The 21,909-nt window shown below is 71.9% G+C and carries 19 protein-coding genes; 3 read left to right on the top strand and 16 right to left on the bottom strand.

The window, feature by feature from the left end; all coding sequences use genetic code 11:
• Positions 1 to 247: 247 nt before the first annotated feature.
• From IE249_RS02330 to rsmH, 16 genes are all read right to left on the bottom strand, one after another.
• Complete coding sequence (locus tag IE249_RS02330; RefSeq protein ID WP_189703051.1) at positions 248 to 1,378, bottom strand: DivIVA domain-containing protein; 1,131 nt, start codon at positions 1,376 to 1,378, stop codon at positions 248 to 250.
• Between the two features lie 52 nt (positions 1,379 to 1,430).
• The gene (locus IE249_RS02325) at positions 1,431 to 1,721 is read right to left on the bottom strand and encodes a YggT family protein (RefSeq protein WP_189703050.1); all 291 of its coding nucleotides are present in this window, start codon (positions 1,719 to 1,721) and stop codon (positions 1,431 to 1,433) included.
• 50 nt (positions 1,722 to 1,771) lie between these two features.
• The gene (locus tag IE249_RS02320) at positions 1,772 to 2,404 is read right to left on the bottom strand and encodes a cell division protein SepF (RefSeq protein WP_189703049.1); all 633 of its coding nucleotides are present in this window, start codon (positions 2,402 to 2,404) and stop codon (positions 1,772 to 1,774) included.
• A gap of 127 nt (positions 2,405 to 2,531) precedes the next feature.
• Positions 2,532 to 3,251 carry a YggS family pyridoxal phosphate-dependent enzyme gene (locus tag IE249_RS02315; protein ID WP_189703048.1) on the bottom strand — a complete coding sequence of 240 codons (720 nt, stop codon included), beginning with the start codon at positions 3,249 to 3,251 and terminating at the stop codon, positions 2,532 to 2,534.
• Positions 3,252 to 3,257: 6 nt separating this feature from the next.
• The gene (gene pgeF / locus IE249_RS02310) at positions 3,258 to 3,989 is read right to left on the bottom strand and encodes a peptidoglycan editing factor PgeF (RefSeq protein ID WP_189703047.1); all 732 of its coding nucleotides are present in this window, start codon (positions 3,987 to 3,989) and stop codon (positions 3,258 to 3,260) included.
• Positions 3,986 to 5,185 carry a cell division protein FtsZ gene (ftsZ, locus tag IE249_RS02305; protein ID WP_189703046.1) on the bottom strand — a complete coding sequence of 400 codons (1,200 nt, stop codon included), beginning with the start codon at positions 5,183 to 5,185 and terminating at the stop codon, positions 3,986 to 3,988. Before ftsZ ends, pgeF begins: the two co-directional genes overlap by 4 nt.
• A 278-nt stretch (positions 5,186 to 5,463) precedes the next feature.
• Positions 5,464 to 6,267: a cell division protein FtsQ/DivIB gene (locus IE249_RS02300; protein WP_189703045.1), complete on the bottom strand. Its 804-nt coding sequence runs from the start codon at positions 6,265 to 6,267 to the stop codon at positions 5,464 to 5,466.
• Positions 6,268 to 6,294: 27 nt separating this feature from the next.
• Positions 6,295 to 7,383: an undecaprenyldiphospho-muramoylpentapeptide beta-N-acetylglucosaminyltransferase gene (gene murG / locus IE249_RS02295; protein ID WP_189703044.1), complete on the bottom strand. Its 1,089-nt coding sequence runs from the start codon at positions 7,381 to 7,383 to the stop codon at positions 6,295 to 6,297.
• Between the two features lie 6 nt (positions 7,384 to 7,389).
• Positions 7,390 to 8,820 carry a putative lipid II flippase FtsW gene (gene ftsW, locus IE249_RS02290; RefSeq protein ID WP_189703043.1) on the bottom strand — a complete coding sequence of 477 codons (1,431 nt, stop codon included), beginning with the start codon at positions 8,818 to 8,820 and terminating at the stop codon, positions 7,390 to 7,392.
• 78 nt (positions 8,821 to 8,898) lie between these two features.
• A complete protein-coding gene (gene murD, locus IE249_RS02285) occupies positions 8,899 to 10,350 on the bottom strand; it encodes a UDP-N-acetylmuramoyl-L-alanine--D-glutamate ligase (protein ID WP_189703042.1) in 1,452 nt (483 codons plus the stop codon).
• The gene (gene mraY, locus IE249_RS02280; RefSeq protein ID WP_189703223.1) at positions 10,332 to 11,402 is read right to left on the bottom strand and encodes a phospho-N-acetylmuramoyl-pentapeptide-transferase; all 1,071 of its coding nucleotides are present in this window, start codon (positions 11,400 to 11,402) and stop codon (positions 10,332 to 10,334) included. The genes murD and mraY overlap by 19 nt, the downstream gene beginning before the upstream one ends.
• Positions 11,402 to 12,817, bottom strand: coding sequence for a UDP-N-acetylmuramoyl-tripeptide--D-alanyl-D-alanine ligase (locus IE249_RS02275; RefSeq protein ID WP_189703041.1), 1,416 nt, complete (start codon positions 12,815 to 12,817; stop codon positions 11,402 to 11,404). The genes mraY and IE249_RS02275 overlap by 1 nt, the downstream gene beginning before the upstream one ends.
• 28 nt (positions 12,818 to 12,845) lie before the next feature.
• Positions 12,846 to 14,366, bottom strand: coding sequence for a UDP-N-acetylmuramoyl-L-alanyl-D-glutamate--2,6-diaminopimelate ligase (locus IE249_RS02270; protein WP_189703040.1), 1,521 nt, complete (start codon positions 14,364 to 14,366; stop codon positions 12,846 to 12,848).
• 196 nt (positions 14,367 to 14,562) lie between these two features.
• A complete protein-coding gene (locus tag IE249_RS02265) occupies positions 14,563 to 16,518 on the bottom strand; it encodes a peptidoglycan D,D-transpeptidase FtsI family protein (protein ID WP_308434297.1) in 1,956 nt (651 codons plus the stop codon).
• A gap of 5 nt (positions 16,519 to 16,523) precedes the next feature.
• The gene (ftsL, locus tag IE249_RS02260; RefSeq protein ID WP_189703038.1) at positions 16,524 to 17,222 is read right to left on the bottom strand and encodes a cell division protein FtsL; all 699 of its coding nucleotides are present in this window, start codon (positions 17,220 to 17,222) and stop codon (positions 16,524 to 16,526) included.
• A 13-nt stretch (positions 17,223 to 17,235) separates the two neighbouring features.
• On the bottom strand, positions 17,236 to 18,192 hold the full coding sequence (gene rsmH / locus IE249_RS02255; RefSeq protein ID WP_189703037.1) for a 16S rRNA (cytosine(1402)-N(4))-methyltransferase RsmH: 957 nt from the start codon (positions 18,190 to 18,192) through the stop codon (positions 17,236 to 17,238).
• A 423-nt stretch (positions 18,193 to 18,615) separates the two neighbouring features.
• On the opposite strand from rsmH, the gene IE249_RS02250 reads away from it, so the two are divergent.
• The 3 genes from IE249_RS02250 (at position 18,616) to IE249_RS02240 (ending at position 21,851) form a co-directional block, all read left to right on the top strand.
• Complete coding sequence (locus IE249_RS02250; protein WP_189703036.1) at positions 18,616 to 19,161, top strand: beta-class carbonic anhydrase; 546 nt, start codon at positions 18,616 to 18,618, stop codon at positions 19,159 to 19,161.
• Positions 19,162 to 19,395: 234 nt separating this feature from the next.
• A complete protein-coding gene (locus tag IE249_RS02245; RefSeq protein ID WP_189703035.1) occupies positions 19,396 to 20,430 on the top strand; it encodes an AAA family ATPase in 1,035 nt (344 codons plus the stop codon).
• A complete protein-coding gene (locus IE249_RS02240; protein ID WP_189703034.1) occupies positions 20,430 to 21,851 on the top strand; it encodes a DUF58 domain-containing protein in 1,422 nt (473 codons plus the stop codon). The genes IE249_RS02245 and IE249_RS02240 overlap by 1 nt, the downstream gene beginning before the upstream one ends.
• The last annotated feature ends 58 nt before the right edge of the window (positions 21,852 to 21,909 follow it).

The following is a 21,909-nucleotide window of genomic DNA, read 5'->3' as shown; positions in this document are numbered from 1 at the left end:
GTCCCGTGCCTGGGGGCTTTGCTCCCAGGCCCCCTGACAGGGGCGGTGCGGAGAGCGTTTTCCGGGCGCGGGGCGGTGGGGGCTGGAGGCGCAGTTCCCCGCGCCCCCCGGGGTGCGGCTTCGCCCGCGGGCCCCAAGCCTCCCCGCCCCCGCCCAAGCACACAGGAACGGCCCCGGAGGGAGATCCCTCCGGGGCCGTTCCACAGGCTGCCGACGCCTATTGATCACCTGGACCCTTGCGGGCCCGTCAGTTGTCGTCCTCGTCGATCAGGAAGCCGCGCATCGGCGAGGGGGCCTGGCCCATCGGGGACGGGCCCTGCGGACGCACCGGTGCCATCGGCTGGGTCATCGCCGGGGACATCTGCTGCTGGCCGCCGTAGGACGGGGCGGACGGGCTGGGCGGGCCGCCCATCGTCTGGTTGCCGCCGTACGACGGGGCGCTCGCGCCGGCCGGGGCCATGGAGGGCGCCGGGGACGGCGGCAGCGACGCGGTCGCCGGTGTGCGCGGCGGGGCCAGCGAGTCGTCGGCCTGGGTCTCCAGCTGGCGCAGCTGCGACTCCAGGTACGACTTCAGACGCGTGCGGTACTCGCGCTCGAAGCCGCGCAGGTCCTCGACCTTGCGCTCCAGCGTGGCGCGAGCGGACTCCAGGGAGCCCATCGCGACGCGGTGCTTCTCCTGCGCGTCCCGCTCCAGCGCGTCCGCCTTGGCGCGGGCGTCGCGCTCGAGACCCTCGGCACGCGAACGCGCCTCGCCGACGATCTTGTTGGCCTCGGAGCGGGCCTCGGCGATCGCCTGGTCGGCGGTCTGCTGGGCCAGCGACAGGACGCGCGCGGCGCTGTCGCCACCGGGACCCTGGCCCATCGGACCGGGGCCGCCCATGGGGCCGCCCATCGGGCCGGGACCCATCTGGCCCTGCATCGGGCCCTGGCCCATCGGACCGGGACCCATCGGACCCGGACCCATCGGACCGGGACCCTGCGGACCCTGACCGCCGGGGCCGGCGGGCAGCTGCGGGGCACCGCTCGGCAGCTGGGGCGGGCCACCCATGGGGCCGCCCATCTGCTGCTGCGGCGGGCCCGATATGCCGGCGGGCACGGGAGCGCCGGGACCTCGCATGCCCTGCTGGGGGTGTTGCTGCGGGTGCTGCTGCGGATGCTGCTGGTCCTCCGGGGGCTTGCGCATGTTCTGCTGGTTCTGAGCAGCGGCACGCGTGGCCGCGGCCAGCTTGGCGCGCAGGTCCTCGTTCTCGCGGAGCAGGCGGGTCAGCTCGGCTTCGACCTCGTCGAGGAAGGCATCGACCTCGTCCTCGTCATAGCCTTCTCGGAGGCGGACGGTCGTGAACTGCTTGTTCCGCACGTCCTCGGGGGTCAACGGCATCTCTTCACCTCAACGTAGTCATCGGCAGTCGGCAAGACCGTATCGTCCACAGTCACCTCGCGAGGTTTCCCACGATGGAGATCAGGATGTAGACGATGATCATCAGTACGAAGAAGGACAGGTCTAGCGCCACGCCCCCGAGACGCAGCGGCGGGATGAACCGCCGCAGAAGCTTCAGCGGTGGATCGGTGACAGTGTAGGTGGCCTCCAGAACGACCACCATCGCCTTGCCGGGTTGCCACGAGCGGGCGAACTGGAACACGTAGTCCATGACCAGCCGGAAGATGAGCACGATGAGGAACACCATCAGCGCGATGTAGAGAACCTCCATGGCCACGCCCATGATCGGTGCTTCCCTCTCCCCTGTTCCGTGCCTGTTTCCGGTGGTGCGTCTCAGCTCTGGTTGAAGAACCCGCCCTCTGCGATGCGGGCCTTGTCCTCCGCCGTGACATCGACGTTAGCAGGCGACAACAGGAACACCTTCTGCGTCACCCGCTCGATGCTGCCGTGAAGACCAAACACCAAACCGGCCGCAAAGTCGACAAGTCGCTTCGCGTCTGTGTCATCCATCTCAGTCAGATTCATGATCACCGGGGTGCCCTCACGGAAGTGTTCCCCGATGGTACGGGCCTCGTTGTAGGTCCGGGGGTGCAGCGTGGTGATCCGGTACGGCTCACGTTCCGACACGACCTTGGGCATGATCACCGGTGCGTTCTTCTCCAGGCTTGAGCGGTCTTGTGTGATGGACGCCACGGGCGCGATGCGCGCCGGGCGGCCGGATTCCGCCGGGAGCGAAGCGGAATGCGACACCGGTTCGCGTGGCGCCGGAGGCTGCACCACCCGTACCGGTTCGTCCCTTTGTGACTGATGTGTCACATGCGACGGCTCGTGCCGTCGGCGGTCCCGCTCGGGTTCGGGGTCCAGCTCGGGTTCGAAGTCGTCGTCGGGGTCGAAGCCCCGGCCGTCGTACCCATCGTCCTCCACGAGGCCGAGGTAGACCGCCATCTTGCGCATCGCGCCGGCCATGCTCTGAGTCCTCCGCTCTGTGGTGGATCCGCTGACGACCGCCAAGTCCCCGCGATCCACGAGGTCGTTGCGCCTTCTTCGGCGGTATTGACCATATTTTCTGCTGTGGTCCGACTTCCTGGCGACGTTACCCGAGCCCGGGGCGGACTCCGAGTACCGCGGTGCCGACGCGCACATGTGTCGCCCCGGCGGCCACGGCCTGTTCGAGGTCCGCACTCATCCCTGCCGAGACCATGGTGGCAGCCGGATGGGTTCTGCGCAGGTCAGTCGACAAATCCATGAGCCGGTCGAAGGCGGCTCGTTGACGTCCGGCGTACTCGCCCGTGAGCGGGGCCACGGTCATCAGACCGTCGAGCCGCAGCCCCTCGGAGCGGGCCACCAGATCGGCCAACTCCCCGATTCCCGCGGGTCCGACACCCCCGCGCTCCCCGCGGCCGCTCTCGCCCGCGTCCAGCGCGACCTGGATCAGGCAGCCGGTCTCCCGCTCCTGGCGCACGGCCTCCTTCGACAGCGCGGTGACCAGCCGGGCGCGGTCGACGGACTGCACGACGTCGGCATAACCGACCACCGAGCGCACCTTGTTGGTCTGAAGTTGACCGACAAAATGCCAACTCAAGGGCAGATCCGCACATTCCGCGGCCTTGGGCGCCGCGTCCTGGTCGCGGTTCTCGGCGACATGGAGCACACCGAGTTCCGACAGGATCCGCACATCCGAGGCCGGGTAGGTCTTGGTGACCACGATGAGGGTCACCTCCTCGCGGGGCCGGCCGGCGGCGGCGCAGGCCTCGGCGATGCGTCTGTTCACCTTCGCCAGGTTCGCGGCGAGTTCGTCCTTACGGTTGCTCATGTCCCATCAGTCCAGCCAGACGTAGCCCGCGAGCCGCCCGGTGGTGCGGTTCCGGCGGTAGGAGAAGTGGTCGTCCGACTCCCGCGTGCACACCGGCGACTGCTGCCGGTCGCGCACCCCGAGGCGTTCGAGCTGCGCGTGCACACCGGCGCACACGTCCACCGCGGGTGTGCCCCAACTGGTCTCGGCGTGCGCCGCCGGTTCCGCGGCGGCCACCTCGGCGCGCATCGCGTCCGGCACCTCGTAGCACCTGCCGCAGACGGCGGGCCCGGTGCGGGCGACGATCCGGGCCGGGTCGGCGCCGAGCGACCGCATCGCGCGGACGGCGGCCGGCACCACGCCCTTGAGCATCCCGGGCCGTCCGGCGTGCGCGGCGGCGGCCACCCCGGCGACCGGGTCGGCCAGCAGCACGGGCACGCAGTCGGCGGTGAGCACGGCGAGGGCGAGGCCCCGGCGCGCGGTCACGACCGCGTCCACGGCGGGGATCTCGGCGGCGGAGCCCCAGGGGCCGTCCACCACCGCCACGTCCGCGCCGTGCACCTGGTTCATCCAGACCACGCGGGCCGGGTCGATCCCCAGGGACTTGGCGGCCAGTTCCCGGTTGGCGCCGACGGCGCCGGGGTCGTCGCCGACCGCGCCGCCGAGGTTGAGCTCCTCGTACGGAACGGCGCTCACCCCGCCCCACCGGTCGGTGAAGGCGAAGTGCGCGCCGCTCACGGTGTCGCGCTGTCCTATCACTTCAGGAAGTCCGGTACGTCCAGTTCCTCGGCCGCGCTGTCCGTGTAGGTCCGCGGCGCCGGGGTCACCGGCGGGGCGGCGGCCGGGAGGTCGCTCACCGGCTCGGGCGCGGCGGGCTCCGGCTCCTCCTTCGGCGTGACGCTGCCGAGCGAGCCGAAGGTGGGGCGGCTCTCCGGCTGCCGTACCGGAGCCGGCTCCTCGCGCTTGGCCGAGGACGAGCCGAGCACGTTGTCCCGGCGGGCCGGCGGCTGGCCGCCGTCGAAGCCGGCCGCGATCACGGTGACCCGGACCTCGTCGCCGAGGGCGTCGTCGATGACCGCGCCGAAGATGATGTTGGCCTCGGGGTGGGCGGCCTCGCTGACCAGCTGGGCGGCCTCGTTGATCTCGAACAGGCCGAGGTCGGAGCCGCCGGAGATGGAGAGCAGGACGCCGCGGGCGCCGTCGATGGAGGCCTCGAGCAGCGGGGAGGAGATCGCCATCTCGGCCGCGGCCACCGCGCGGTCGTCGCCGCGGGCCGAGCCGATGCCCATGAGGGCGGAACCGGCCTCGGACATGACCGACTTGACGTCGGCGAAGTCGAGGTTGATCAGGCCGGGGGTGGTGATCAGGTCGGTGATGCCCTGCACACCGGAGAGCAGCACCTGGTCCGCGGACTTGAACGCGTCGAGCACGCTGACCTGGCGGTCCGAGATGGACAGCAGCCGGTCGTTGGGGATCACGATGAGGGTGTCGACCTCTTCGCGGAGCTCGGCGATGCCGTCCTCGGCCTGGTTGGCGCGGCGCCGTCCCTCGAAGGTGAACGGGCGCGTGACCACGCCGATGGTGAGGGCGCCCAGCGAGCGCGCGATGTTGGCCACGACGGGCGCGCCGCCGGTGCCGGTGCCGCCGCCTTCACCGGCCGTCACGAAGACCATGTCGGCCCCCTTGAGGACCTCCTCGATCTCCTCGCGGTGGTCCTCGGCGGCCTTGCGGCCCACGGCCGGGTTGGCGCCCGCGCCGAGTCCGCGGGTGAGTTCGCGGCCGACGTCGAGCTTGACGTCGGCGTCGCTCATCAACAGCGCCTGTGCGTCGGTGTTGATGGCGATGAACTCGACGCCCTTGAGACCGACCTCGATCATCCGGTTGATGGCATTGACACCACCGCCGCCGACACCGATGACCTTGATGACTGCGAGGTAGTTCTGCGGTGCTGCCACGTCGAAGGCCTCTCGCCTCGAATTACGTTGCCGTCGCCGCGCGGATGCCCGCGCCGTGACGGCAGATGCCGAATGGGACGGTCCGAACGCCGACCCGAACCCTAACCCTGAAGTTTAGGGTTACCAGTGTGTCTGTTCCCTGGACTCTTCCGAACAGGACACTAAGTCGACAAGTGGCGCACGTTCAACGAACACGCCGAACCTCCCGTTTTTCTTTTCACCCTATGTGATCAGCCATAGCGCTGCCCAACCAGGGTGCTGGCCTGCACGGATGCGCGTCAACTCCCTGATGACGCGGGGGCGGTGGGGACCGAGACGTCGAAGTGCCGTGCGCCGGGGGCCGCTTTCATCAGCGCGGCGAGCGCCCGGGCCTTCTGCGCGCCCTGTTCACCGCTGCCCCAGACGACGGTGCGGCCACCGGTCAACTCCAGCGAGATGTCGTCGTAGGTACGGACCTTGACGACCCGTGTCTGCCGGGCGACCTCCCCGGGAATGCGCCCGGCGACCCCGACCGCCTCGCGCACCAGGCGGCCCTCGTCGAAGCGGCGCAGGCTCGCCGCCGACGAGGCCGAGCGGGAAAGTGACAATTGAAGGACCGGAACGTCTTTCGGCGCCTGCGAAACCGTGGCGAATCGGACACCTTCGGCGTCCACTTCCACGAACTTCCCGGCCTTTTCCTCGACCAGGACGGCGGTCCGCTCGACCACATTCAGCCCGATTCCATGGGGCCATGAGCGAACGACCTCGACCGTGTCAATTCGGGGCAATTCTCTGCGCAGTCGCGCCGCGATGGCGTCGGTGTCGACGGAGATCAGCGGCGCCCCGACGGGCACTTCGGCGGCCGTGCGCACCTGCGCGGGCGTGAGGACCCGGGTGCCGGAGACGGAGACGCGCTCCACCCGCGTCCACTTGGAGCCGTAGAGGATCCACAGGGAGCCGCCCGCGAGCAGGGCCACGACCGTGGCCAGAATGACGATCGTACGAAGGTGCGGCCGGCGCAGGCGTCTGAGCCGGCGGACCAGGGGCGGGCCGGACGACTCCTGCTGGCGTTCACCGCGCTCGGCGGTCGTCGGTCCGGCCACGCTTCAAGCCCCTTCGTTCATATGGTCCTAACGGCGCGAGGCGATCGCCTCATACACCATGCCGACGAGCAGCTCGTCGGCGTCCCGGCGGCCGAACTCGCTCGCGGCGCGGGACATCTGGTACAGCCGGTGCGGATCGGCGAGCACGGGCAGGACGTTCTGCTGCACCCACTCGGGGGTGAGTTCCGCGTCGTCGACCAGCAGTCCGCCGCCGGCCTTCACCACCGGCTGGGCGTTCAGCCGCTGCTCGCCGTTGCCGATGGGCAGCGGAACGTAGGCGGCCGGCAGTCCGACGGCGGAGAGTTCGGCGACGGTCATCGCGCCCGCGCGGCAGAGCATCATGTCGGCCGCGGCGTACGCGAGGTCCATCCGGTCCAGGTAACTTACCGGGATATAGGGGGGCATGCCCGGCATCTGGTGCACCTGCGGCAGTTCGTTCTTGGGACCGACCGCGTGCAGGATCTGGATGCCCGCCTGCTGGAGCCAGGGCGCGACCTGCTGCACCACCTCGTTGAGCCGGCGGGCGCCCTGCGAGCCGCCGGAGACCAGCAGCGTGGGCAGGTTGGGGTCGAGGCCGAACATCGCGCGGGCCTCGGGGCGCATGGCGGCGCGGTCCAGGGTGGCGATGGAGCGGCGCAGCGGGATGCCGATGTAGCGGGCGCCGCGCAGCTTGCTGTCCGGGGTGGAGACGGCTACCTGGGCGGCGTAGCGCGAGCCGATCTTGTTGGCCAGGCCGGGGCGGGCGTTGGCCTCGTGGATCACGATGGGCACGCCGAGCCGCTTGGCGGCCAGGTATCCGGGCAGCGCGACATAGCCGCCGAAGCCGACCACGGCGTCGGCCTTGGTGCGCTCCAGGATCTGCTCGGTGGCCTTGATGGTGCCGCGCAGCCGGCCCGGGACGGTGATCAGCTCGGGGGTGGGCTTGCGCGGCAGCGGCACCGCCGGGATCAGCGCGAGCTCGTAGCCCCGCTGCGGGACCAGCTTGGTCTCCAGGCCCCGCTCCGTGCCCAGGGCCGTGATCCCCACGGTCGGGTCCTGCCTGCGCAGGGCGTCCGCGAGGGCGAGCGCGGGCTCGATGTGGCCCGCGGTACCTCCGCCGGCGAGTACGACATGCACCGAAATTCACCGCTCTCCGGACGAGCGCGCCGCCGAGGCACGCCGTCGCATCGTGTTCCATCTCCGAGGCTCGCCCCCGGACTCCCGTCCGGACGCCCCCTCGGGCTTCCGGCCGGTCCTCCGGTCGGGCTTCCGGCCGGTCCTGCGGCCGGAGGCCAGGCCTCCCGCCCGCTTTCTACCAAAGCGGGGCTGCCGCATGGCAAGTGCCGCCCGCGCAGCGGGCTCGTCCCGCGCGAAGGCGATCAGCAGCCCGATGGCGAACATGGTCGGCAGCAGGGCGGATCCTCCGTAGGAGAACAGCGGGAGCGGGACGCCGGCGATCGGCAGCAGGCCGAGCACCGCACCGATGTTGATCACCGCCTGCGCGGTGATCCAGGTGGTCACGCCTCCCGCGGCGTACCTCACGAAGGGGTCCTCCGTGCGTCCGGCCACGCGGATACCCGCATAGCCTAGAGCCGCGAACAGGGCGAGCACCGACAGCGTCCCGGCCAGGCCCAGTTCCTCACCGGTGACGGCGAAGATGAAGTCGGTGTGGGCTTCGGGCAGTTGCCCCCATTTCTCCACACTCGCGCCGAGCCCGGAGCCGAAGATCCCGCCGGAGGCGAGGGCGTAGATGCCGTGCACGGCCTGCCAGCACCGGCTCGCGTCGCTGGAGCCGACGCAGGCGAAGCGGTCCAGCCGGTTGGGGCTGGTCTTGATCAGGATCGTGCCGATCACGGCGGCCATCGACAGCACGCCCACGAACAGCCGGGTGGGCGCGCCGGCGAGCCACAGGAGGCCGAACAGGATCGCGGTGAGGATGATCGCGGTGCCCATGTCGCCGCCGAGCATGATCAGGCCGAGCAGCATGAAGGCGACGGGCACGAGCGGCACCAGCATGTGCTTCCACTGCGTGAGCAGCCGCCGCTCCTGCTTGCGCGCGATCAGGTCCGCGCCCCACAGCACCAGCGCCAGCTTGCCGATCTCGCTGGGCTGGATCTGGAAGGAGCCGCCGAGCGAGATCCAGTTCTGGTTGCCGTTGACCGACATCCCTATCCCCGGCACCTGCACCAGTGCCATCAGGAACACCGCGCCCGCGAGGATCGGATAGGCCAGCGCCCGGTGCAGTTTGACCGGCATCCGCGAGGCGGCCACCATCAGCCCGGCCCCGATCACGGCGGCGAGCAGCTGCTTGCGGAAGAAGTACGAGCCCGGCAGCGCCATCTGCAGCGCGGTGATCTGGGAGGCCGAGTAGACCATCACCAGGCCGAGGACGGTGATCAGCAGACTGCCGCCGAGGATGAGGTAGTACGCGGTCAGCGGCCGGTCCCAGGCCTTGCGGGCCCGGATCACCAGGCTCCGTACGGTTCCGGCGCGGCCGCCCCGGGCGGCGGCGGGCCGCTTCACGGTCCGCTGCGCGGGCGGGCGGCCGGTGCGGCTGCCGGGGCTAGCGGGCATCTGCGCCTCCGCTGTACGTCGGCCGTGAAGGTCGCACGCGTCCCTCCCAGGATCGCCCGGCAGCGGCAGGCGGCCGGGTCAGGCGCCGAGTTCGCGTACGGCCCGAGCGAACGCGTCGCCGCGCTTGTTGTAGTTGGCGAACATGTCCATGGAGGCGCAGGCCGGGGCCAGCAGTACCGTGTCGCCGGGCCGGGCGAGCCGCCGGGCCTCCTGGACGGCCTGGAGCATCGCCCCAGTGTCGGTCCGGTCGAGGTCCACGACGGGGACTTCGGGGGCGTGTCGCGCGAGGGCCTCGCGGATCAGGGCGCGGTCGGCGCCGATGAGGACGACGCCGCGCAGCCGCTTCGCCGACTCGGCGACCAGTTCGCCGAAGGTCGCGCCCTTCGCGAGCCCGCCCGCGATCCATACGATCGACTCGTACGCCGCCAACGAGGCCTGTGCCGCGTGGGTGTTGGTCGCCTTGGAGTCGTCGACGTAGGCGACGCCGTCCACGTCGGCCACGTGCGCGATGCGGTGGGCGTCCGGGGTGAAGGACCTCAGGCCGTCGCGGACCGCCTTGGCGGGCACGCCGTAGGCGCGCGCGAGGGCCGCGGCGGCAAGAGCGTTGGCGATGTTGTGCGGGGCGGGCGGCCGGACGTCGGAGACCTCGGCGAGTTCCTGGGCGTTCCTGTACCGGTCCTCGACGAAGGCACGGTCGACCAGGATGCCGTCCACGACGCCGAGTTGGGAGGGACCGGGGGCGCCGAGGGTGAAGCCGATCGCGCGGCAGCCCTCCTCGACGTCCGCCTCGCGCACCAGGTCCTCGGTGGCCTTGTCGGCCGTGTTGTAGACGCAGGCGACCCGATTGCCCTCGTAGACCCGGCCCTTGTCGGCGGCGTAGGCCTCCATGGAGCCGTGCCAGTCGAGGTGGTCGGGGGCGAGGTTGAGGACGACCGCGGAGTGGGCGCGCAGGGAGGGCGCCCAGTGCAGCTGGTAGCTGGAGAGTTCGACGGCGAGCACGTCGTACTCCTCCTCACCGAGCACGGCGTCGAGCAGGGAGACGCCGATGTTGCCGACGGCGGCCGTGCGCAGGCCCGCCGCCTTGAGGATGGAGGCGAGCATCTGCACGGTGGTGGTCTTGCCGTTGGTGCCGGTGACGGCGAGCCAGGGGGCCGCCTTCCTGCTGTCGTGGCCGCGCAGCCGCCAGGCCAGTTCCACGTCGCCCCAGACCGGGACGCCCGCCTTCTCGGCGGCCCGGAACAGGGGGTTGTCCGGCCTCCAGCCGGGCGCGGTGACGATCAGCTCGGTGCCCTCGGGCAGGGTACTGCGTCCCATGGCGGCTTCGCCGCGGGCGTCGCCCAGGCGCACGGTGACGCCGAGGGACTCCAGTTCGGCCGCCTGCGTCCGGGCGCGCTCGTCGTCGCCGTCGTTGACGACGGTGACCTTCGCGCCGAGGCCGTGCAGCACCCTGGCCGCCGGGATCCCGGAGACGCCGAGTCCGGCGACGGTGACGTTCTTCCCCTGCCAGTCGGTCACTTGTCCGCTGCCCATCCCGCGTAGAAGAGGCCCAGTCCGACGATGACACAGATGCCCTGGATGATCCAGAAACGGACCACGACGAGCACTTCGGACCAGCCCTTGAGTTCGAAGTGGTGCTGCAGTGGCGCCATCCGGAAGACACGCTTGCCGGTGAGCCGGAAGGAGCCGACCTGGATGACCACCGACATGGTGATGAGCACGAAGAGGCCGCCCAGCAGCGCGAGCAGCAGCTCGGTGCGGGAGCAGATCGCCAGGCCCGCGAGCACACCGCCGAGCGCGAGCGAGCCGGTGTCGCCCATGAAGATCTTGGCCGGGGAGGTGTTCCACCACAGGAAGCCGAGGCAGGCGCCCATCAGCGCGGAGGCCACGACCGCGAGGTCGAGCGGATCGCGCACCTCGTAGCAGGCGTTGGGGTTGGTCAGGGTCATCGCGTTGGCGCAGGACTCCTGGAACTGCCACACGCCGATGAAGGTGTAGGCGCCGAAGACCAGCACGGAGGCGCCGGTGGCCAGACCGTCGAGGCCGTCGGTGAGGTTCACGCCGTTCGACATCGCGAGGATCATGAACAGCGCCCAGATCACGAACAGCACCGGGCCGATGGTCCAGCCGAAGTCGGTGATGAAGGACAGCTTCGTGGAGGCGGGGGTGTTGCCGCGGTTGTCGGAGAACTGCAGCGCGAGCACCGCGAAGGCGATGCCGACGATCAGCTGGCCGGCCATCTTCGCCTTGGCGCGCAGACCCAGCGAACGGCGCTTGACGATCTTGATGTAGTCGTCGAGGAAGCCGACCAGGCCCATCCCGACCATCAGGCCGAGCACCAGCAGCCCCGAGTAGGTCGGGGCGTAGCCGGTGATCACCTTGGACAGGAAGTAGGCGGCGACCGTCGCCAGGATGAAGGCGATGCCGCCCATGGTCGGCGTACCGCGCTTGCTGGCGTGCTCGCGCGGGCCGTCGTCGCGGATGTACTGGCCGTAGCCCTTGCGGGCCAGCAGCTTGATCAGCAGCGGCGTGCCGACCAGCGTCAGGAACAGGCCGATGACTCCCGCGAACAGGATCTGCTTCATCATCGGCCGGCGACCTCACCCTCGGCACCGGTCTGGAGGAGCGCCTGGGCAACGCCCTCCAGACCGACCGAACGGGACGCCTTCACGAGTACGACGTCCCCCGGGCGCAACTCGCTGCGCAACAGGTCGATCGCCGCCTGTGCGTCGGACACGTGCACCGACTCCTCACCCCACGAACCCTCGTTATATGCGCCCAGTTGCAGCCAGGACGCTTCCCTGCCCCCGACCGCGACGAGCTTGCTGACGTTGAGCCGGACGGCGAGCCGCCCGACCGCGTCGTGCTCGGCGAGCGCCTCGTCCCCGAGCTCGGCCATCTTGCCGAGCACCGCCCAGGTCCGCCGCCCCTTGCCCATCGCCACGAGCGCGCGCAGGGCGGCCCGCATGGACTCCGGGTTGGCGTTGTAGGCGTCGTTGACGACGGTCACGCCGTCCGGGCGCTCGGTGACCTCCATCCGCCAGCGGGAGAGGGAGCCCGCCCCGGAGAGCGCGGTGGCGATCTCCGTTGCGGACATGCCCAGCTCATGGGCGACGGCGGCCGCGGCGAGCGCGTTCGACACGTGGTGCTCACCGTACAGGCGCATGGTCACATCGCTTGCACCGGAGGGTGTGTGAAGCCTGAACGAGGGCTGTCCGGTGTCCGTGAGTCTCACGTTCTCGGCGCGTACGTCCGCTTCGGCCGACTCTCCGAAAAGGATCACCTTCGCCTTGGTACGGGAGGCCATGGCCCGGACCAGCGGGTCGTCGGCGTTGAGGATCGCCGTGCCGCCCTCCTCGGCCGCCGGCAGGCTCTCCACGAGCTCGCCCTTGGCCTGGGCGATCTGCTCGCGGCCGCCGAACTCGCCGATGTGGGCGGAGCCGACGTTGAGCACGACGCCGACCTTCGGCGGGGTCAGCTCGGTGAGGTAGCGGATGTGGCCGATGCCGCGGGCGCCCATCTCCAGGACGAGGAACCGGGTCTCCTCGGTGGCGCTGAGCGCGGTCAGCGGCAGCCCGATCTCGTTGTTGAGCGAGCCGGGTGTGAACACGGTCGGCGCCTTGGTCCGCAGCACCTGCGCGATGAGGTCCTTGGTGCTGGTCTTGCCGGCCGAGCCGGTCAGCGCCACGAGGGTCGCGCCGAGCCGGGTGACGACATGGCGGGCGAGGGCGCCGAGGGCGCTCTGCACGTCCTCCACGACGATCGCGGGCACGCCGACGGGGCGGGACGCCAGCACGGCGACGGCGCCCGCCTCGACGACGGCGGCGGCGAAGTCGTGGCCGTCCACGCGCTCGCCGGCGAAGGCGACGAAGAGGCTGCCGGGCACCGCCTCCCGGGAGTCCCGGACGACGGGTCCGGTGACCTGGACGGACGGATCCGGTATGTCGTGCGTCTGCCCGCCGACGACTGCTGCGATCTCGGCGAGGGAGAGGGCGATCACAAGTTCATCCCCTGGGTCTTGAGGATTTTCATCCCTGGGTGTTCTGGATGGCTTCGCGGAGCACCTGGCGGTCGTCGAAGGGACGGACCACCCCGGCGATGTCCTGGCCCTGCTCGTGGCCCTTGCCCGCGACCAGCACGGTGTCGCCGGGGCGCGCCCGGCCCACGGCGGCGGCGATCGCGGCGGCCCGGTCCTCGAACAGGAGCACCTCGCCGCGCTCGTGCGCGGGCACCGAGGCGGCGCCCTCGAGCATGGTCGCGAGGATCGCGAGCGGGTCCTCGGAGCGGGGGTTGTCGGAGGTCAGTACGGCCGTGTCGGCGAACCGGGCGGCGGCGGCGCCCATCGGGGCTCGCTTGGTGCGGTCCCGGTCGCCGCCGCAGCCGAGCACCACGTGCAGGCTGCCCTTGGTGACCTTGCGCAGGGCCTTGAGGACGGACTCGACGGCGTCCGTCTTGTGCGCGTAGTCGACGACCGCGAGATAGGGCTGCCCGGCGTCCACGCGCTCCAGGCGCCCCGGCACGCCGGGCACGGCGGCGATCCCGTCGGCGGCGGCCTGCGGGTCGAGTCCGGCGGCGGCCAGCGCGACGACGGCGGCCAGGGTGTTGGCCACGTTGAACGGGCCGGGCAGCGGTGACCTCGCGGAGATCCGCTGCCCCTCGGGGCCGAGCACGGTGAACGTGGAGTCCATCGGGCCGACGTGGACGTCCTCCGCGCGCCAGTCGGCGTCGGGGTGCCCCTCGGCGGAGTACGTGATCACGGGGACGGTGGCCTCGGCGGCGAGCCTGCGGCCGTACTCGTCGTCGTGGTTGACCACGCCGAGCCTGCTGCGCCGGGGCGTGAACAGCTGCGCCTTGGCCTGGAAGTAGTCCTCCATGCCGGAGTGGAACTCCATGTGCTCCGGGCTGAGGTTGGTGAACACCGCGATGTCGAAGACGCAGCCGTCCACCCGGCCGAGGACGAGGGCGTGGCTGGAGACCTCCATGGCGACCGCCTCGACACCGCGCTCGCGCATGAGGGCGAACAGGGCCTGGAGGTCGGTGGCCTCGGGGGTGGTGCGCTCGGACTTGACGCGCTCCTCGCCGATGCGCATCTCGACCGTGCCGATCAGCCCGGTGGACCTCGCGGTCCGCAGGCCGCCCTCGACGAGGTAGGCGGTGGTGGTCTTGCCGGAGGTGCCGGTGATGCCGATCTGGAGCAGGTCGCGGCCCGGCTCGCCGTAGATGGCGGCCGCCAGTTCGCCCATCCGCCCGCGCGGGTCGTCGGTCACCAGGACCGGCAGGCCGGTCGCGGCGGCGCGCTCCGCGCCGGCCGGGTCGGTGAGCACGGCGGCCGCGCCGAGGCTCGCCGCCTGGGTGACGAAGTCGGCGCCGTGCGCGCGGGCGCCGGGCAGGGCCGCGTACAGGTCACCTGGGCGCACGGCGCGCGAGTCGTGGGTGATGCCGGTGACCTCGGCGGCGCCCTCCGGCTGCTGGACACCCAGCCGGCCGGCGAGCTCCGCGAGGGGTGTGGCGGAGACCTGGGCCGGTCGCGGCGGTCCCGGATACGTCACGGAAGCGCCCTTCTGGGTGATTTGGGACTGATCAGCGTGTGGCACGGCGGTGAGCGTACCGGGCGTACCCGCCCCGGAGCGAAGTGAGGGCCGGGACGGGGGCGGGAGCGAGGGCCCTTCGCCGGGCCCGGGAGTGATCGTTGTCACGGGCTGGTTCCTGGTCGGTGGGTACAGGCGGTGCGGGACGCGGCGCCCGTCATGGCTTGAAGTCGACGGGCAGGTTCGCGGGCGGCGCACCGGTCGGCGGCACTTGGAGCGTCTTCAGCGCGAACTCCATGACCTGTTTGTAGATCGGTCCGCAGATCTGGCCGCCGAAGTAGCTGCCCTTGGTGGCGTTCTGGATGGCGCAGTAGACGGTGATGCGGGGGTTGTCGGCGGGCGCGAAACCGGCGAAGGAGGAGGTGTAGCCGCGATATCTGCCGGTGGCCGGATCGACGCGGTTGGCCGTACCGGTCTTGCCCGCGACGCGGTACCCGGGGATGCGCGCCTTGATGCCGGTGCCCTGCTCGTCGTCCACCACCGACTCCAGCATCTGGGCGAGCTCCTTCGCCGTCTTCGCGCTCACCACCCGGGTCTTCGCCGGCTTCTCGGCGGGCGTGAAGCGGCCGTCGGGGCCCTTGGTGCCGCGCACCAGCGTCGGCTGGATCCGGACCCCGCCGTTGGCGATCGTCGAGTAGACGGAGGCGGCCTGGACGGCGTTCATGGAGAAGCCCTGGCCGAAGGGGATCGTGTACTGCTGCGAGGTGGACCACTTGCCGGCGGGCGCGAGGATGCCCCGGGTCTCGCCGGGGAAGCCGAGCCCGGTCGGCCGGCCGATGCCGAACTCGCGCAGGTAGGAGTAGAGGGCCTGGTTGGCCTCCGGCTGGGTCTTGCCGAGCTGCCCGGTGGCCAGGATGGTGCCGATGTTGCTGGACTTGGCGAGCACACCGTTGAGCGTGAGGTACCAGGTGTCGTGGTCGACGTCGTCCTGGAAGAGCCGGTCGCCGCGGTGCAGCCGGTTGGGCACGACGACGTGCGTGAGCGGCGTGGCCGCGCCCTCCTCGAGGACGGCGGCCATCGACATCACCTTGGCCGTCGAGCCGGGCTCGAAGGCGTCCTGCACGGCGGCGTTGCCGAGCGCCGCCGGGTCGGCGTGCGCGAGGTCGTTGGGGTTGAAGCCCGGGGCGTTCGCCATGGCGAGGATCTCGCCGGTGCGGGTGTCCTGGACGATGACGTACCCGCGGTCCGCGCCGGACTTCTCCACCTGGTCGGTGATGGCGTTCTGCGCGGCCCACTGGATGTCGCGGTCGATGGTGAGCTCGACGTCGGAACCCGCCACCGCGGGCGTCTCGGTGGAGCCCGCGGTGGGCACCTCGCGCCCGCCGGACTGGGCGTAGCGGACCTGCCCTGGCTTTCCGGTCAGCTGGGCGTTCAGCTGCTGCTCGATGCCGCCGCCGCCCTTGCCCTCGGCGTTGACCCAGCCCAGTATCCCGGCGGCGAGGTCCCCGTTGGGGTACACCCGCTTGCTGCTGGGGTCGGCGAAGACCCCGGCGAGGACGTTGACGGTGGACTTGTCGGTGGCGGACTTCTTGACGAGCGCGGCCTTGAGGTCCTTGATCTGCTTCCACACCTGCGGGGTCTGCCGGCGGGCCAGCAGCACGTAGCGGGTGTTCTGCGTACGGAGCTTCCTGGTGAGCGCGGCCTGGTCCTGGCCGAGGATCGGGGCGAGCAGGGCGGCCGCCTGCTCGGGGCCGTCGCCGATCTTCAGCTCGTCGCGGGTGAACATCGTCGGGTCGGCCGTGATGTCGTCGGCGTCCACGCTGGTCGCCAGGGCCACGCCGTTGCGGTCCGTGATGCCGCCGCGCTCGGCGGCGATCGTGTGCACGACGTACCGGTTCTCGTCGGCCTTGGCGGCGTACGCGCTCGCGTCGACGGCCTGCACCTGCAGCAGCCGTACGACGAACGCCATGAGCACCAGCGTGAAGGCGAGGGCGATCATGCGCAGCCGGGGGCGGGGGCTGCCCAGCCGGAGCACGCGCGTGGGCGGCGGCCGCCAGGCCTGGCTCGGGCGGCGGGCCGGGCGGGCGCCGGAGCCGGGGCGCTGCCGGGTGCCGGGGCGGGCGGGCCTGGCGGGTCCGGGCACACGGCGGCGCGGCGGTTGCCTGTCGGACACTTCCGTCACCTGCCGGGGGTCGGGGTCGTGGCGGGCTGGGGGGCGAGCCGGACGGCCGGCGCGGCGGCCTGGTCGCCGGGCGGGGCGGCGGCCTGGTCGCCGGGCGGGGCGGCGGGCGTCCCGGCGGTCCGGGCGGCGCCCGGCGCGACGGCGGGGGCTCCCGGCGATCCGGGCGGTACGGCGGCGTCCGGGGTGCCGGTGGGGGACGCGCCGTCCGCGGGGAGCGCGCCGTCCGCGCTCGTGGCGCCGTCCGTGGCCGTGACGCCGTCCGTGGGTGTGGGTGAGGCCGGCAGGCCCGTGGACGACTGGGCCGGCACGTCCTCGAGGGCGGACCGGTCGGCGGCGGCCGGCGAGGGGACGCCCTTCACCTTGCCGTCGGGGCCCAGGAAGACGGGGTCCCCACCGGGCACCATGCCCAGTTCGCGGGCGCGGCGCTGGAGGGCGTCGGGGGCGGAGTAGGAGTCGATGTCCCGCTGGAGGGCCTGTTCCTCGTCGGTGAGGTTCTTGGTGTCCTTCTGCAGGTCGTCGAGCTGGAAGGCGCCTTCGCTGAGCGCGGAGTTCAGCACCAGCAGGCCGATGAGGCCGCCGCCGAGGAGGAGCACGACGAGGAGGACGAAGGGGGTGCGGGCGGCCTGTCGCCGGTTCGCCGGGAAGAGCCGCGCCAGTCGTGCGGCCCGGCCCCTCAGTTCGGGTTTCCTGCTCACCTGTCCCCCTTCTTCACTCGACGTCCTCCCGGATGCGTTCGGCGCCGCGCAGCCGGGCCGGTGCCGCCCGCCGGTTCTCCGCGATCTCTTCCTCGGTGGGAAGTTCGGCACCGCGCGTGAGCAGCTTGAGCCGCGGCTGGTAGCGCTCGGGTACGACCGGGAGCCCGGGGGGCGCGCTCGAGGCGGCGCCGGCCGCGAACACCTGCTTGACGAGGCGGTCTTCGAGCGAGTGGTACGACAGTACGGCGATCCGCCCGCCCACGCCGAGCGCCTTCACGGCGGCCGGGACCGCACGTTCCAGCACGGTGAGTTCGCCGTTGACCTCGATGCGCAGCGCCTGGAAGGTGCGCTTGGCCGGGTTGCCGCCGGTGCGCTTGGCGGCCTGCGGCAGCGCGTCGCGGATCAGCTCCACCAGCCGGGCGCTGTTGCTGAACGGCTCCTTCTCGCGCTCGCGCACGACGGCGGCCACGATCCGCTTGGCCTGCTTCTCCTCGCCGTAGGCGCGCAGGATGCGGACCAGTTCGCCGGGCGGGTAGGTGTTCAGGACCTCGGCCGCGCTCACGCCGGTGCTCTGGTCCATGCGCATGTCCAGGGGCGCGTCCTGGGCGTAGGCGAAACCGCGGTCCGCCTCGTCGAGCTGCATGGAGGAGACACCGAGGTCGAACAGGACGCCCTGCACGCGCGGGACACCGAGCCGGTCCAGTACGGCGGGCAGTTCGTCGTAGACGGCGTGCACCAGGGTGGCCCGGTCGCCGAAGGGGGCCAGGCGCTCACCCGACAGGCGCAGCGCCTCCTTGTCCCGGTCCAGGGCGATGAGCCGGGCCTCGGGGAAACGGGCGAGCAGTGCCTCGCTGTGGCCGCCGAGGCCGAGGGTGCAGTCGACGACCACCGCTCCCGGCCGCTCCAGGGCGGGCGCCAGCAGGTCCAGGCACCGCTGGAGCATCACGGGGACGTGTCGGCTGTTGCTCAAGGGGCCCTCTCAGCTCCGGCGCGGGCCGTACGCACCGCCGGGTCCCCGACCGCGGGAAGCGGTGGGCCTGCCGGCGCCGGAAGCGTCGGCCGGCCGGGAGCGGGAGGAGGCCGAGCCGTACGTACGCGCCGCGCACGTGGGGAGACCTCGTCCGGGCGGGTGCCGGGGCCTCCGGGAAATGCAGGTCAGCAGGGAGAGCCTCGCCTCCCGCTTCGCGTCACTTTAGTCCACCCTGTCTCCCGGTCAATCAACCGGCCTGCGCGTCGCCCGGCCGAGCGCCGGCCGCACGGCGATTCACCGGGATTCACCCGGACGGGTGTGGGTTTGCCCTGTGTGTGGAGTCGCTCACAACAAGCCACCATGGGGTTCTTTGTCCCGTCCCACAGCAGGCCACGGGACCGCGGCGCTTGTAACGTCATGGGTATGACGACTTCTGCATCAGTTCCCGCCGGATCCGAGGGCGCCATAGAAGGCGGCTCCGTCACCGACCGCCTTGTCGAAGCCAACGAGCGGTACGCCGACGCGTTCACCGACCCGGGCATGGACGCCCGGCCCGTGCTCCAGGTCGCCGTGGTGGCCTGCATGGACGCCCGTATCGACCTGCACGCCGCGCTCGGTCTGAAGCTCGGCGACTGTCACACCATCCGCAACGCCGGCGGTGTGGTCACCGACGACGTGATCCGCTCGCTGACCATCAGCCAGCGGGCGCTGGGCACCCGCCGCGTGGTGCTCATCCACCACACCAACTGCGGCATGCAGACCATCACCGAGGACTTCCGGCACGACCTGGAGATGGAGGTCGGGCAGCGGCCGTCGTGGGCCGTGGAGGCCTTCCGCGACGCCGACCAGGACGTGCGGCAGTCGATGCAGCGGGTGCGCACCTCGCCGTTCCTCCAGCACACCGACGACGTGCGGGGCTTCGTCTTCGACGTCAAGACCGGCCGGCTGCGCGAGATCGACCCCTCCTGAACGCCCGGCCCACCCGGAGACCACGCACCCGGCACGCCGCCCTCACCTGCAAAAGGCCGTAAGACCCGACATATCGCAGCCAGTTGTCCACAGGCGAGTGACACGAATCGGTAACGGCGGCAAGAATGCGGGGTGTGGCATCGCGCGGAACCGTTCTCGTGTGGTGTCCGTGTTTCGGGGTGGGCCGGTCCGCACAGCAGAGCGTCGGCCCGGAAAGAGGCCGAGGAGGGCCGGGTGACGACCTATGACGATCGAGCGAGCCTCACTGATCTGACCGCCACCGCGGAGCGGGTCCGCGCTTCGGTGGAAGGAGTGATCGAGGGCAAGCCCGAGGTCGTACGGCTTTCGCTGACCGTGCTGCTCGCCGAGGGGCATCTTCTGATCGAGGATGTTCCCGGGGTGGGCAAGACGATGCTCGCCAAGGCGCTGGCACGGTCCATCGACTGCTCGGTGCGGCGCATTCAGTTCACGCCCGACCTGCTGCCGTCGGACATCACCGGCGTGTCCATCTGGGACCAGCAGCGCCGGGACTTCGAGTTCAAGCCGGGGGCCGTCTTCGCGCAGATCGTGATCGGCGACGAGATCAACCGCGCCTCGCCCAAGACCCAGTCGGCGCTGCTGGAGTCCATGGAGGAGCGCCAGGTCACCATCGACGGCCAGACCCACGAACTGCCCAGCCCCTTCATGGTGGTGGCCACGCAGAACCCGGTCGAGATGGAGGGCACCTACCCGCTGCCCGAGGCCCAGCGCGACCGCTTCATGGCCCGCGTCTCGGTGGGATACCCGAGCGTGGAGGCCGAGTTGCAGATGCTCGACGTGCACGGCGGCGTCTCCCCGCTGGAAGACCTCCAGCCGGTGGCGCACGCCCACGACATCGTCAAGCTGATCGAGGCGGTGCGCGGCGTCCACGTGGCCGAGGCCGTCCGGCGGTACGCGGTGGACCTGGTCTCCGCCACCCGCTCGCACCCCGACCTCAGACTCGGCGCCTCACCGCGCGCGACGCTGCACCTGCTGCGCGCCGCGAAGGCCTCGGCCGCCCTGAGCGGCCGGGAGTACGCGCTGCCGGACGACGTGCAGGCGCTGGCCGTCGCCGTCCTGGCCCACCGTCTGCTGCCCACCGCGCAGGCCCAGCTCAGCCGCCGCACGTCGGAGCAGGTCGTCGAGGAGATCATCCAGCACACCCCGGTGCCCGCGGCGGCCCAGCCCGGCGGTCTCGGCTCGCGGCACACCACGCCGGAGTTCGGCCGGCCGCGGCCGCGGAGGCTGTGATGGCCGACGCGGGCGCGCCGCACACCCAGGACGACCGGGACGGCGGGGGCGGGGTCCGCACCGCGCTGTCCGGTCTGACCACCCGCGGCCGCTCCTTCCTCGCCGCCGGGGTCGCCGCCGCCGTCTGCGCCTATGTCCTCGGGCAGAGCGAGCTGCTGCGGGTCGGTCTGCTGCTGGCCGCGCTCCCGCTGGTCTGCGCGACCGTGCTGTACCGCACGCGCTACCGGGTCGCCGGCAGCCGCCGGCTCTCCCCCGCGCGTGTGCCCGCGGGCAGCGAGGCGCGGGTGCACCTGCGCATGGACAACGTCTCCCGGCTGCCCACCGGACTGCTGATGCTCCAGGACCGCGTGCCTTACGTGCTCGGGCCGCGCCCGCGCTTCGTGCTCGACCGGGTCGAGCCGGGCGGCCGGCGTGAGGTGTCCTACCGGGTCCGCTCCGATCTGCGCGGCCGGTATCCGCTCGGCCCGCTGCAGCTGCGCCTGACCGACCCGTTCGGAATGTGCGAACTGACCCGCTCCTTCTCGGCGTACGACACCCTGACCGTCGTCCCGCGCGTGGAGCCGCTGGCCCCGGTCCGGCTGAGCGGCGAGGCCAAGGGGTACGGCGACGGACGGCAGCGTTCGCTGGCGCTGGCCGGCGAGGACGACGTCATCCCGCGCGGGTACCGCTACGGCGACGACCTGCGGCGCGTGCACTGGCGTTCCACCGCGCGCTACGGCGAGCTGATGGTGCGCCGCGAGGAGCAGCCGCAGCGCGCTCGTTGCACGGTGCTGCTGGACACGCGGGCCATCGCCTTCCGCGGCGCGGGACCGGACTCGGCCTTCGAGTGGGCGGTGTCGGGCGCCGCGTCCGTGCTGGTGCACATGCTGGAGCGGGGCTTCTCGGTGCGGCTGCTGACGGACACCGGCAGCTCGGTGCCCGGCGAGGGCGGGGACGGCTTCGCGGGCAGCGGCCAGGAGTCGGCGGACGCGGCCGGGCTGATGATGGACACCCTCGCGGTGATCGACCACTCCGACGGCGCGGGCCTCTCGCGCGCCTACGACGTGCTGCGCGGCGGGAACGAGGGCCTGCTCGTGGCCTTCCTCGGCGACCTGGACGAGCAGCAGGCCGCCCTCGCCGCGCGGATGCGGCAGCGCAGCGGCGGCGCCGTCGCCTTCGTACTGGACAGCGCCGCCTGGACGCGGGAGCCCACCGACGTGCCCGGTCCGGGCGGTGGCGGCGGGGCCGGGCAGCGGCTGCGGATGCTGCGCGAGGCGGGCTGGACGGTCGTGCCCGTCCCGCGCGGGGCCGCGCTGGACGAGGTGTGGCGCCAGGCCGACCGCACCCGCACGGGCGTGGCCGCGGGCCTCGCGACGAGCGGCGCGGGCGGGCCGGCCGGCGGCACGGCCGGCGGGGCGGGATTCGGGGAGGCACGGGTATGAGCGGGCGGACACGGCTGGCGCTGTGCGCCGCGGCGGCCACACTGATGGCGGCGTGCTC

This window comes from Streptomyces anandii JCM 4720, from assembly GCF_014650655.1.
Lineage (GTDB): Bacteria > Actinomycetota > Actinomycetes > Streptomycetales > Streptomycetaceae > Streptomyces > Streptomyces anandii.
The sequence above is the reverse complement of the archived record's forward strand: the minus strand, read 5'-3'. Positions and strand labels throughout refer to the sequence as shown.